Here is a 12,410-nt window from a genome sequence, read left to right on the forward strand (position 1 = left end):
GGACGTGTCTTCGTTCGCCCTTCGTTGAGAGTTTTCTCACAGGATTTTCCTCGCTTACGGCCCACTGCATGCACTGTGCTGAGGTTGCACGGTGCCTTGCGCATCGTTGCTGCTGCCAGAGGCCCTGATTGCCGCACCGAACGACGAACGCTTCGCTCGCATCCGGCGCAGGCCGTGACAGCGGACTGCTGCGCCTGCGAATGGTCTGGCAGGTTGCGCTGGTGCTGGTCTGCCTGACGGCGATGCGAGGACAGACGGCGGGCGTGTCTGCGCGGCGGGCCACGGCGTTTACTCGCAGCCATACGGCATCGGCACCGACATCCGTAGCGACGAGATCGGTGGCAGCTCGTGCTGCTGCGCACTCTGTCCTGCCCGCGCCGCAGGATGATTCGCCTGCCGCGTTGCTGGCGCAGGCACGTCTGCAGCACCTGGCGCTCGCTTCGGCCAACGCTTTGAACCTTTCGACACCCTGGTCGCCGGTCGGGCCGGTCCAGGTGCAGACTGCGGCTTACGGACTGGTAACGGGCCGCGTGAGCAGCATTGCGCTGGATCCGAGTGATACGACGAACAACACCGTCTACGTTGGCACGTCGGGCGGTGGTGTGTGGAAGAGCCGCAATGCCGCGGGCGCGCAGCCGACCTTTACCCCGCTCACGGACACGCTGCCGGTCTTTTCCGCAGGCGCCGGCAGCACCGTCGTTCCATCGCTTTCGATCGGTGCGCTGGCTGTGCAGCCGGGCGGAACGGGCGTGGTGGTGGCAGGCACCGGCGATCCCAATGACGCGGCTGACAGCTACTACGGCGGCGGCATCCTGCGATCGGCCGACAACGGAACGACCTGGACGCTGATCACCGGAGCCAATACCGGTTCGTTCGTCGGCGAGGGCTTCGCGGGCATTGCGTGGAGTACTGTTTCGCCCAACGTTGCCGTGGCTGCCGTATCGACCTCCGCGGAGTCGGCGATTGTAAAGGGCAGCTCTGCCGGTGTGCGCGGCCTCTTCTACAGCACCAACAATGGTGCCGGATGGGGCCTGGCGACGATCATGGACGGCGCCACCGTCCTGCAGAATCGCAGCACCAGCTACACCAGCTTTCGCGGCAACGCGGTGACGGCGGTGGTGTGGAACCCGGTGCGGAAGAAGTTCTACGCGGCCATCCGGGCGCATGGCTACTATGAATCGGCCGACGGCCAGACGTGGACGCGGATGGTGAACCAGCCGGGTGCGGGCCTGACAACAGCCAACTGTCCCGCGCGTCCGGGCGACTACGGCTTGACCAGCTGCCCCATCTTTCGCGGTGCGCTGGCTGTGCAGCCCACCAGCGGCGACATGTTCGCGCTGACGGTCGATGCCGTGAACGGAAATCAGGGGCTGTGGCAGGATGTGTGCGCGAAGAGCGGCACCGCGTGCGCATCGGCGACCGTGACGTGGGGCACGCAGATGGACGCAACGCCCATGGAAGACGGCACGGGCGTGTTGCCGCAGGGCGACTACAACCTGACGCTTGCTGCCGTTCCCGCCGCCACAGCCCTGAGCACAACGGACACGCTGCTGTTCGCCGGCGCGGGCGATCTCTATCGTTGCAGCCTGGCCGGCGGATGCACGCTGCGCAATACGACCAACGCCACCACCGGCTGCGCCGCACCTGCCGGCGTCGCGCCCGCGCAGCACGCCATCGCGTGGGGTGTGAACACATCCAACACAGCCGCTCCCACGATGTACTTCGGCAATGACGGTGGCCTGTGGCGATCACTGGACGGCGTGAACCAGCAGGCAGCGACCTGCTCCGCCGATGACGCCACGCACTTCACCAACCTGAACGGATCGCTGGGATCGCTGGCGGAGGTCGGCAGCCTGGCCGCGCACCCTACCGATCCCAACATCCTGCTTGCATCGCTGGGCGCCATTGGCAGCGCGGCCAGTACGACAAGTCCGCAGGCCTCCGCGGCATCGCCGTGGGTGCAGCTTGGCACGGGTGAGAGTGGCGCCGTGGCCGTCGACCAGACCAGCGGCAACACGTGGCTGGTGCAGTCCGGCGGCGGCGTTTCGTTGCACTCGTGCAGCAACGGTGCGGCGTGTACTGCTGCAGACTTCGCTGGACCATCGAGTGCCGGAATGGCCCAGGTCAGTGGCGATGGCTCGTTGACCGATCCGCCCGCATTGCTGGACCCAGGCCTGAGCAGCAACCTGCTGGTTGGTACCTGCCGCGTCTGGCGAGGACCGCTGCTGGGCGGTGGCACCTGGTCCGGCTCCAACGCCATCAGCCCGTTTCTCGCCGGTCCCGCCGGCACTGCCTGCAATGATGCCAACGCGTACCTTCGCTCACTGGCCGCGGGCGGACCTGCCATCACAACCAGTGCGTCGCAGAACAGCGGAGCATCCGTTCTGTATGCGGGACTGGCAGGCGGAGCGGATGGTGGCGGCAGCTTTGCCGGGCACATCTACCGCACAACATCGGCCAATACGGCAACGGCGACCACTGCATGGGCGGACCTCACGAACAGTACCGTCACCAACGACAGCAATCACTTCAACACTGCGGGCTTCGACGTATCGTCAATCGCCGTGGACCCGAGCGACGGCACCGGCAACACTGTCTACGCGACCATCCTGGGCTTCGGTGTGGCGCATGTCTACCGCTCCGTTAACGGCGGAACGACGTGGACGAACATCAGCGCGAATCTGCCGAACTCGCCCGCGAACAGCGTCGTCGTAGACCCGAAGAATCCTCTGACCATTTACGTCGCGATGGACACCGGCGTGTACGTGGCGACCGATGTCACCACATGTGTGCCGACCAGCGGGACGGGCAGTTGCTGGAGTGTCCTGGGTACCGCTCTGCCGAATGCGCCGGTGTTGTCGCTGGTGGCATCGGCGGGCGTGACCCTGCCGGGCAGTACCACGCCGGGCGCTCTGCGGGCTGCTACGTACGGCCGGGGTGTCTGGCAGATCGACCTGGTCTCGTCTGCACAGGTGCTGCAGCCGAAGGCGACGTTCACCCCTGCGTCGCTCACTTTCGCGGCGCAGAACCTGGGCAGCACCAGCGCCGCACAGACCGTCACGCTCACCAACACCGGCAACACCCTGTTGCAGATCGGTTCGATCAGTTCCACCGCGCCTTTCAGCGAGACCGATACCTGCGCGAACACCGACCTGACCGTCAATGCGAGCTGCACACTCACCGTCCTCTTCACGCCAACTGCGGTGGGTACGACGACCGGAACGGTGCAGCTCAACAGCAACGTCGGGGGCGGCACAAGCACGCTGACGCTCACCGGCACGGGCAGGGGTGTGCCGAACGTTGTGCTGTCACCGGGCACACTCACTTACGCGGACACACCGGTCCACAGCATTGCCACGGCGATGACGATTACGGTTTCAAATACTGGCACAGGCGTCGCGACACTCAACACGCCCGCCGTCACGGCAGACTTCAACATCGCGGCCACTACCTGTACGACGACATTGGCGGTGGGCGACACATGCATCGTCGCTGTCACCTTTCAGCCCTCAGCCAACGGCGCGCGTGCCGGGACGCTGACCGTTGCGGACAGCGTGGCAAGCCATGCGGCGACACTCTTCGGCGTTGGTACGGGAACGGCGAACGTCACCTACACGCCGGCGTCTCTATCCTTCGCTGGCGGCGAAGTTGCAACCAGGTCGAGCCTTGCCTCGGTGACGATCTCGAACAGTGGTACAGCGTACGCGGTGCTCTCGGTGCCGGTGGTCACGGGCGCAGACTACAGCGTGTACACGAATACGTGCGGCAGCTATCTGCAGACCGCGAGCAGCTGTGTCGTCACACTGTTGTTCGCGCCAGTTGCAGCGGGGACTCGCACCGGAACGCTGAGTTTCCAGGACGGCGGCAGGACCAATACCGTTTCACTGACCGGTATCGCCACCGCTGCGCCAAGCATCACGGCTTCACCCGCGACGCTGACGTTTGCAACAACACCGGTCAACGGCACGTCCGCGTCCCAAGTCGTCACCGTTACCAACGGTGGCGGCGGCACCTACCTTTCGGGCGTACAGGTCACAGGCGACTTTGGCATTACCGCCAACACCTGCGGCACACTGATGAACGCGAATCAGGTGTGCCAGATCACCGTGGTCTTTGGGCCGATGCTGGATGGACCACGCAGCGGTGCCGTCACCGTCAAAGAGCAGACCGGCGTGGCGCACACGGTTCTGCTCTCCGGCGCTGGCCATGGCACGGCCAACGTCACCATCGCTCCGACAGCACTGACCTTCCCGGCCACCGGCGTCGGCAGCGCATCGTCGCAACAGACCATTACTGTCAGCAACACCGGCACCGCCGCCATCGCTCTCGGCACGCCCACGGTCACCGGCGACTTCAACATCACCGCGACCACGTGCACGGCAAGCATCGACGTTGGGGGCACCTGCACGGTCTCGCTTCACTTCTTGCCACGGGCCACAGGGACGCGCACCGGCACACTGTCGCTGACCGACGCCTCAAGCACTCACACGGCCACGCTTACCGGCACCGGAACTGCGGGTGTTCTGGCGGTGGCGCCTGCTTCCCTCACCTTTGCGGATACGGTCGTCAATGCGGTCTCTGCCGCAAGGTCCGTGACACTCTCCAACACGGGCGACGGTCCGCTGAACCTTACGAGCATTACCGTCTCCAGCGACTTCGTCATCGGTTCCAACACCTGTGGAGCAAGCCTGGCCGTGGGTGCCTCCTGCGCGGTTGGCCTTACCTTCAACCCCACAACCAGCGGCGCACGCACCGGCGCGCTGACCATCGTGAGCGACAGCGCGGGACATGCCGGCACCGCAACGATGGTTACATTAGGCGGAAACGGCCGCGTTGCCTTCGCCATAGTCCTGACGCCGGCTTCCCTGAACTTCGGTTCGCAGATCACGGGCACCGCCAGCGCCGTCGCGAACATTACGATCTCCAACACCGGCGTGATGACGGGCGCGCTGGGCAGCATCACCGTCTCCGGCGACTTCCTGCTGCGGGCCAACACCTGCGGCAGGTCGCTGGCGGCGCAGACGGGTTGCACCGTCTCCGTCCTCTTCCTACCCACGGCCAACGGTGCACGCACCGGCCTGCTCACCGTTATGGACGATGCCGGCACACAGACCGCGACACTGACCGGCACAGGCACGGCCGCAGCCACCGACACACTCTCGCCGCTGTCGCTTACCTTCGCGCAGCAGCAGGCGAATACCGTCAGTGCAAGCCAGCTGGTAAGCCTGACCAACAATGGCGACATCGCACTGACGCTGGTTTCTGCAGCGGTGGTTGCGGGAGATTTCAGCGCCGTCAACGGTTGCGGTCCTACGGTTCCCGCGCACACCACCTGCGGCATCGCCGTGAGCTTCACACCCAGGAGCGTGGGAGCGCTCACCGGCACACTGCAGATCACGGACGTGCAGCGCGTGCAGACCGTCACGCTGACCGGCACGGCCTTCGCCGGTCCGGGAGTCTCGCTGTTGCCGTCGTCGATCACCTTCGCTTCCACTGGAGTCGGTGTCGCGGGTGCGGGCCAGACGCTGACGCTGACCAACAACGGCGGCGTTCCCCTGCTGCTGGCTGCTGTGAACGTAAGCGGCGACTTCGGCATCGTCGCGGGCACCAGCACCTGCAGATTGAACACGGCAATTCCTGTCGGCGGGTCGTGCTCGATGAGCGTCGCCTTCCTGCCCACTGGCACCGGCGACCGTACCGGCAAGGTCACCGTCACCAGCAACGGGCCCACGCAGGTCGCCCAACTGGAAGGCACGGGCGTTGACTTCATGCTGCAAAGCGCAGGCACGACCAGCCAGACCATCAGCAGCGGCGGCTCTGCAGCTTATCTGCTGTTGCTGCGGCCGACCGTCAACACCGCCGATCCCGTCACCTATGCCTGCAGCGGCGCACCGGCCAATGCGAAGTGCACCGTCACCCCGCAGTACCGTGATCTGTCCGCCGTCAGCACCGTGACCGTCACCGTGCTGACTGGCACGACGGCACACAGCATCCGGGCCGCTGCCCTTGCCCTGCCCATCCTGCTGGGGTTGCCGTGGTGGCTGCGACGCCGCACGGCTCTCCGTGGGTCCTGGCTTGCTTTGCTCGCGATTGCGATGCTCGTATGCCTGCAGGGTTGCGGCAGCAGCCGCGTCATCCCGAACCCCGGCGACGGCAGCAGTCCCGGAACAGGAACCACCATCGTGACACCTACTGGAACCTACAACATCACTGTCTCTGCCACGGCCGCAGGTGTGACGCATTCGGTACCGCTGACGCTGATTGTGAAGTGAGCCGGACCGATTACCGCTGTGTCTTCTGCCGCTCCAGGAAGACGCGCATCGCAAGGCTCCTATCTCATCGCGAAAAGTCTATGCCGGGGAGTGAATCAGCGAAAGTGAATTTTGCTCACAACGCTGCGGCCGCCGCGAACGCGCTCGCCCAGGCCCACTGAAAGTTATAGCCGCCCAGCCAGCCCGTCACGTCCACCACCTCGCCGATGAAGGCGAGGCCCGGCACACGCTTGGCCTGCATGGTGGTGCTGTCCAGTTCGGCCGTGCTGACGCCGCCGGCGGTGACCTCGGCCTTGGCGTAGCCCTCAGTCCCTGCGGGCGTCACCGGCCATGCATGCACCAGAGCTTCCGTGCGCTGGATCGATGTGTTCTTCCAGTCGGGTGGAGCGTTTTCCGTCAGCCAGCGTTCCGCAAAGCGTGTGGGCAGGTGATCGCGGAGCAGGTTCAGCATGGTCGTCTCATCGCGGCGCGTCGTCGGCTCCAGCATGTGGAGGAAGACCTCGTAGCCCGGCGCCAGGTCGATGGTGACCGGCTCACCATGCCGCCAGTACGACGAGATCTGCAGGACCGCCGGCCCGGAGAGGCCGCGATGCGTGATCAGCAATTTCTCGCGGAAGACCGGCGGCGGCGTGCGCTGCTTTTTCTTTGGGTTCGCGGTCGCAACCACCTCTGCCGAGAGGCCGGAGAGATCGCTCCATCGCTCGGCTTCGGCTTCGCTGAAGGTGAATGGAACCAGGCCGGGCCGCGGCTCCACGATGTCGAGCCCGAAACTGCGCGCGATGTCATAGCCGATGCCGGTTGCACCCATCTTCGGAATGGACAGGCCGCCCGTTGCAACTACCACCGACGTCGCATGGAGTACGCCCGAGGGCGTCGTGACGGCGAAGCCATCGTCGATCTTCTCTACCTTTTCAACGGGAGTGCGCAGGCGTGTCTCGACGCCGGCCTCGCGGCACTCCGTCTCCAGCATGGTGACGATGACGTGCGCGCCGCCGTCGCAGAAGAGCTGCCCCAGCGTCTTCTCGTGATATGCGATGCCATGCTTTTCGACGAGCGCGATGAAGTCGCGGGGCGTGTAGCGGGCCAGCGCGCTCTTGGCGAAGTGCGGGTTTTCGCTGAGATAGTTGGCCGGCTTGGTGCCGGTGTTGGTGAAGTTGCAGCGGCCGCCGCCGCTGATGAGGATCTTGCGGCCCGTGCGTTCGCCGCTCTCCAGCAGCAGAACGCGCTTACCGCGCGCGCCAGCCAGTGCCGCGCAGAACAGGCCGGCAGCGCCCGCGCCTAGAACGATAACGTCGTAATTCTCGATTGTGGACATCTGCTCTCTATCCTAGAGAGGTTCTCGATTCAGGAGAGGTATGCAGTTAAGACCACCCGCAATTCGAGGCCGTGCCACGCGCGAGCCTGCCCGAGCCACCACCGTGGAGCCCGGAACGACCAACCATCACGGCCAGACCGTCGTCCGCAAGGCCGGCCGAGCAGCCGATGACCTGGCCGGCCAGAGCATCTACATCCTGCGATGCAAGGGCTGCGGGCATGAGTACGGCGAAGCCGGCATCCGCGTACACCAGCGCAAATGCCCCAAGTGCGACGGCGGCAAGGCCGGTCTACCCGTGCCGGAGCCAGAGCCGACGCTGTTCGGGTGAAGGAAGCCTGGGCTACGAAACCGCCCCAGCCGCCTTCAACTTTGCGTTCAACTGCTCGATCGACTCTTCCGGCGTGCCGGCGACTGAGATGATCCATGCCTCGTTCTCGCCTGGCTGTTCCAGCGTTGCGAGCTGGCTGGTCAGCAGGTTCGGGTTCATGAACTCGTGCTGGCGCTTTTTCAGGTGGTCGGCAATCGCGTCGGGATCGGCCTGCAGCAGTGCGAACTGGACCGTGGTGGCGGGCAGGTCGCCCCGCAGGATGGCGCGGTAGCTGGACTTCAGGGCGCTGCACGCCATAATCATGTTCTCGTTCTTGCCTGCGTACTCCGCGATCTTGCCGTGCAGAATCGCCAGCCACGGCGCGCGATCCTCATCATTCAGCGGATGGCCTGCGGCCATCTTCGCCTTGTTGGCGGCCGGGTGAAAGTCGTCGCCGTCCAGGAACGGCCAGCCGGTCTCGGCGGAAAGCATGTTGCCCAGCGTGGTCTTACCGGTGCCGCTGACACCCATCAGGATCAGAATCACGTGTGTTGCTCCTCAGACTCTTATTTTCCGCTAGATGGACGAACTTCGCTGACACACTGGAGCGTCCGCGTGCGTGCGTCTAATCTGTTGTGGTGATCATGCGTCTTCCTAACCTTCTGCGCACGGCTGCCTTTGCAGCGCTTTCCACGATTGCCCTGGGCTGTTCTGCCGCGCCGCCCGCTGCCAGTACGCCGGTCTACGGCTACAGCATCGTGGCGAAGTACCCGCACTCCACCGAGAACTACACGGAAGGCTTCCTGTACAAGGACGGCCTGTTCTACGAGGGCACCGGCATGGAAGGCCGCAGCGGTCTGCAGGTGATCCAGCCCGCTACCGGCAAGGTCATACAGCGCCACGACATGACCCGGCAGTACTTCGGCGAGGGCATCGTCGACTGGGGCGCGAATATCTACCAGTGGACGTGGCAGACCCACACCGGCGTGGTGCTGGACCGCTTCTCGTTGCGACCGGTGCGCACCTTTGCCTACACCGGCGAGGGCTGGGGCATGACCCGCGACACGAAGGACATCATCACCAGCGACGGCACCAGCACGCTGCGCTTCCGCAATCCCGAGACCTTCGCCGAGGTTCGCCACGTCGTCGTCCATGACGGCGCGAAGACCATCGACCAGCTCAACGAACTCGAATACATCAAGGGCGAGATCTGGGCGAACGTCTGGCACCAGGAGCGCATCGCACGCATCTCGCCGAAGGATGGACGCGTGATCGGCTGGGTGGACTGCACGGGCATTCTGCCGGCGAACCAGAAGCGCGATGACGAGAGCGTGTTGAACGGCATCGCGTATGACGCTGCAAAAGACCGCATCTTCATCACCGGTAAGCAGTGGCCGACCATCTTCGAGATCAAGGTCGTGCCGAAGAAATGATCCGCCCCTGCGAGAGCGAGGATTTCGAGAGTATTCTCGCCATCATCAACGATGGTGCCACGGCGTACCGTGGCGTTATTCCCGCAGATCGCCTGCGAGATCCGTATATGTCTGCAGAAGAGTTGCAGCATGAGATCTCCAATGGCGTGCGTTTCTATGGTGACGAAGTTGGCGGCGCACTGCTGGGTGTGATGGGCGTGCAGCATGTGCAGGACGTCACGCTGATCCGCCACGCTTACGTGCGGACCACGGCACAGGGCAAAGGCGTTGGCGGACGGCTGCTGGAACACATACGGCCACTGGCGCAGGGACCGCTGCTGCTGGGTACGTGGGCCGATTCCTACTGGGCCATCGGCTTTTATCAGCGGCATGGGTTTCGCGTCGTCACGCATGCAGAAAAGGAAGTGCTGCTGCGGAAGTATTGGAATATTCCTGAGCGGCAGGTAGAGACTTCCATCGTCTTCGCAGACGGTACGTGGCCGGGCCTGCCTTCGACCTGACTGTACGTGTGTGACCAGAATCACATGTCTTTGCAACGCGTTGCGAGAGTTTTGCCTCCTACGACAAGCCGCACATAGCGCGCTTTTCTGGAGGGGACGACATTAACCTGATTGGTACTTTGATTATTGGCCTGATTGTAGGCGCGCTGGCAAAGCTGATCATGCCCGGCAAGGACCCGGGTGGCATCATCATCACCATCATCATTGGTATCGCTGGCGCTTTCCTGGGCACGTTTCTGGGTCAGGCGATGCATCTGTACCAGCCGGGTCAGTCCGCAGGGTGGATCATGTCCATCATTGGCGCGTTGATCCTGCTTGCGATCTACCGCGTCATCAAGGGTCGCAGCGCCTAGCGCAATCGTCCTCGGAACTACAGGAGTCAACGTTGGTGCGGCTTCGCAGCCGCACCAACGTTGACTCCTCTTTGCTTACCAGATGTGAACGCGCTTCTCCGGCGCCAGGTACAGCGCATCGCCCGGCTTTACGTCGAAGGCCTTGTACCACCCATCCACATTGCGAACGGTCGCCGCGCGGAACATCCCCGGCGAGTGCGGATCGCCCAGCACCTGTGATCGCAGCGCCGCCTCACGCTCGACGCCCGCGTAGTTCTGCGCGAAGGCGAGGAAGAACTGCTGATCGCCCGTCAGGCCATTCACCGCCCGTGCCGGTTCGCCGTGCAGTGACTCATGGAAGGCATCGTAGGCAGCCTGCAGACCGGCAACGTCCGCGATGTTTTCGCCCAGCGTCTGCTTGCCGTTCAGGTGCAGATCCGGGAAGGGTGCGTAGGCGTCGTACTGAGCAGCCAGTGCGGCAGTGGATGTGTTGAAGTGGGCGAGATCGGCGGGTGTCCACCAGTTGCGGACGCGTCCCTTGCTGTCGAAAGCCGCGCCCTCACTGTCGAAGGTGTGCGAGATCTCATGGCCGATGATCGCGCCGATCGCGCCGTAGTTGACGGCATCCGGCGCTTCCGGGTCGTAAAAGGGCGGCTGCAGGATGGCCGCAGGAAAGTTCAGGCCGTTATCCAGCGGCAGATTCACCGCGTTGACAGTCTGGGGAGTCATCGTCCACTCCTTACGGTCGGTGGGCTTGCCGATCTGCGAGATCGCATAGCGATACTCGAACATCTCGTCACGAACGTAGTCGCCCAGCAGATCGTCCGGCTTGATCTCCAGGCCGGCGTAGCTGCGCCACTTGTCCGGGTAACCGATGCCCACCTGCAGCGCGTCGAGCTTGGTGATGGCCTCGGCGCGAGTGGCTGCGTTCATCCACGTCAACGTCTGCAGGCGCGTGCGGAAGGCGGTCATCAGGTTCGCGACCAGCGTCTGTACCTTCGCCTTCTCCTCCGCGGTGAAGAACTGCTGCGCATAGATTTTGCCCACGGCGTCGCCAAGCGCTGCGCTCACCAGCCCAACCGCACGCTGCTGACGCGGACGCTGCTGCTGCGTGCCCGTAATCGTCTTGGTGTATTCAAACCGCTCATCGGCAAAGGCCTTGCTGATGCCGCTGCTGTGCGCATCCACAAAGTGAGCGACCAGCAGATCCTTCCAGACGTCGATGGGCTGCGACGCTACCAGCGCCGACTCTGCCGTGAACGCCGACGGCTGCCACACGATGAAGGTCTTCTGCGAAGAGAGACCCGCTGCCAGGAAAAACGACTTCCAATCCAAGCCCGGCGCCTTCGCGTCGAAGTCGCTCATGGACCAGGGGTTGTTGGCGTGCTCGATGTTTTCGCTGTCCGCCAGCGACACCTGCCGCTGCGCGATCGCCTTTTCCAATGAAACGACGGCCGTCGCACGGGCGTCGGCGCGGGCCATGCCCAGCATGCGGAAGTTGTTGGCCACGTGCTTGTTGTACGCATCCAGGATGCTCTTCATGCGTGGCGCATCGCTCAGGTAGTAGTCACGCGTGGGCAGGCCGAGGCCACCCTGCAACAGGTACGGTGCGTAGTGATCCGGATCGTTGAAGCCCGGCGCGACCCACAGGCCGAAGAGGTTGGCCGTGTGATAGTTCGTGTTGTTCAGCGCGTCGACGTCGTTCCGAAGAGACCGGCCCAGCTCCGTCGCAAGATCATGCCGGTTCTTCACCGCCAGGATCGTTTCCAAGTAGCCGTCGAGCGTGGCGCGGCCGTTGGCCTGGATGGCGTTCTCATCCATGTAGGCCTTGTACAGGTCGGCGATCTTGCGGCCATCGGAGTCTGCCGGAGCCGCATCCAGTTCCGGATCGGTCACGATGGCGGTCGTATGCACCAGGGCGCGGTCGCTCAAGAGGGAAAAGGCGCTGACGCCGGAGCGGTCGCCCGGGATCGGCGTCTTTGCGACGTAGGTGCCGTTGGCGTACTTGTAGAAGTCGTCGCCGGGCTTCACCGAGCGGTCCATGGCGGCGGTGTTGACGCCATGGGTCTCCGTCTGAGCGGTGACTGCAGGAGACAAAGCGACGGCTGCGAGGCCGACCGAGGCAAATACGCGATACAAAAAGTGCATTCAAACTCCGGAAAAAGCGTAATGGTCATTTTACGGCTCGGCCGAAAGGGCCGGCGACGTCGGGCGCGATTTGGCTTTGACGGCCAGCGGACACGGTGCACCG

At 64.1% G+C, this 12,410-nt stretch carries 8 protein-coding genes; 5 read left to right on the forward strand and 3 right to left on the reverse strand.

The features are described 5' to 3' along the window. Window positions 1–128: 128 nt before the first annotated feature. A complete protein-coding gene (locus TERRO_RS22490) occupies window positions 129–6,272 on the forward strand; it encodes a choice-of-anchor D domain-containing protein (RefSeq protein ID WP_014787661.1) in 6,144 nt (2,047 codons plus the stop codon). Between the two features lie 115 nt (window positions 6,273–6,387). On the opposite strand, the gene TERRO_RS20650 is transcribed toward TERRO_RS22490, so the two are convergent. After that, entirely contained in the window at window positions 6,388–7,587 is a 1,200-nt protein-coding gene (locus TERRO_RS20650) for a BaiN/RdsA family NAD(P)/FAD-dependent oxidoreductase (RefSeq protein WP_014787662.1), read from the reverse strand. 40 nt (window positions 7,588–7,627) lie between these two features. Here TERRO_RS20650 and TERRO_RS20655 point away from each other — a divergent pair, with 40 nt between their 5' ends. Further along, a complete protein-coding gene (locus tag TERRO_RS20655; RefSeq protein ID WP_014787663.1) occupies window positions 7,628–7,915 on the forward strand; it encodes a zinc-ribbon domain-containing protein in 288 nt (95 codons plus the stop codon). 12 nt (window positions 7,916–7,927) lie between these two features. Here the strand turns inward: TERRO_RS20655 and TERRO_RS20660 are convergent, their stop codons facing one another. After that, the gene (locus TERRO_RS20660; RefSeq protein WP_014787664.1) at window positions 7,928–8,440 is read right to left on the reverse strand and encodes a gluconokinase; all 513 of its coding nucleotides are present in this window, start codon (window positions 8,438–8,440) and stop codon (window positions 7,928–7,930) included. 98 nt (window positions 8,441–8,538) lie between these two features. On the opposite strand from TERRO_RS20660, the gene TERRO_RS20665 reads away from it, so the two are divergent. The 3 genes from TERRO_RS20665 (at window position 8,539) to TERRO_RS20675 (ending at window position 10,180) form a co-directional block, all read left to right on the forward strand. Beyond that, window positions 8,539–9,327, forward strand: a complete 789-nt coding sequence (locus TERRO_RS20665) for a glutaminyl-peptide cyclotransferase (protein ID WP_014787665.1) — start codon at window positions 8,539–8,541, stop codon at window positions 9,325–9,327. Beyond that, window positions 9,324–9,827 carry a GNAT family N-acetyltransferase gene (locus tag TERRO_RS20670; protein ID WP_014787666.1) on the forward strand — a complete coding sequence of 168 codons (504 nt, stop codon included), beginning with the start codon at window positions 9,324–9,326 and terminating at the stop codon, window positions 9,825–9,827. The genes TERRO_RS20665 and TERRO_RS20670 overlap by 4 nt, the downstream gene beginning before the upstream one ends. Before the next feature lie 119 nt (window positions 9,828–9,946). After that, the gene (locus tag TERRO_RS20675) at window positions 9,947–10,180 is read left to right on the forward strand and encodes a GlsB/YeaQ/YmgE family stress response membrane protein (protein WP_245536159.1); all 234 of its coding nucleotides are present in this window, start codon (window positions 9,947–9,949) and stop codon (window positions 10,178–10,180) included. Between the two features lie 75 nt (window positions 10,181–10,255). Here TERRO_RS20675 and TERRO_RS20680 read toward each other — a convergent pair whose 3' ends face one another. Then, complete coding sequence (locus TERRO_RS20680; RefSeq protein WP_014787668.1) at window positions 10,256–12,307, reverse strand: M13 family metallopeptidase; 2,052 nt, start codon at window positions 12,305–12,307, stop codon at window positions 10,256–10,258. Window positions 12,308–12,410 lie beyond the last annotated feature (103 nt).

It is taken from the genome of Terriglobus roseus DSM 18391 (assembly GCF_000265425.1).
Lineage (GTDB): Bacteria > Acidobacteriota > Terriglobia > Terriglobales > Acidobacteriaceae > Terriglobus > Terriglobus roseus.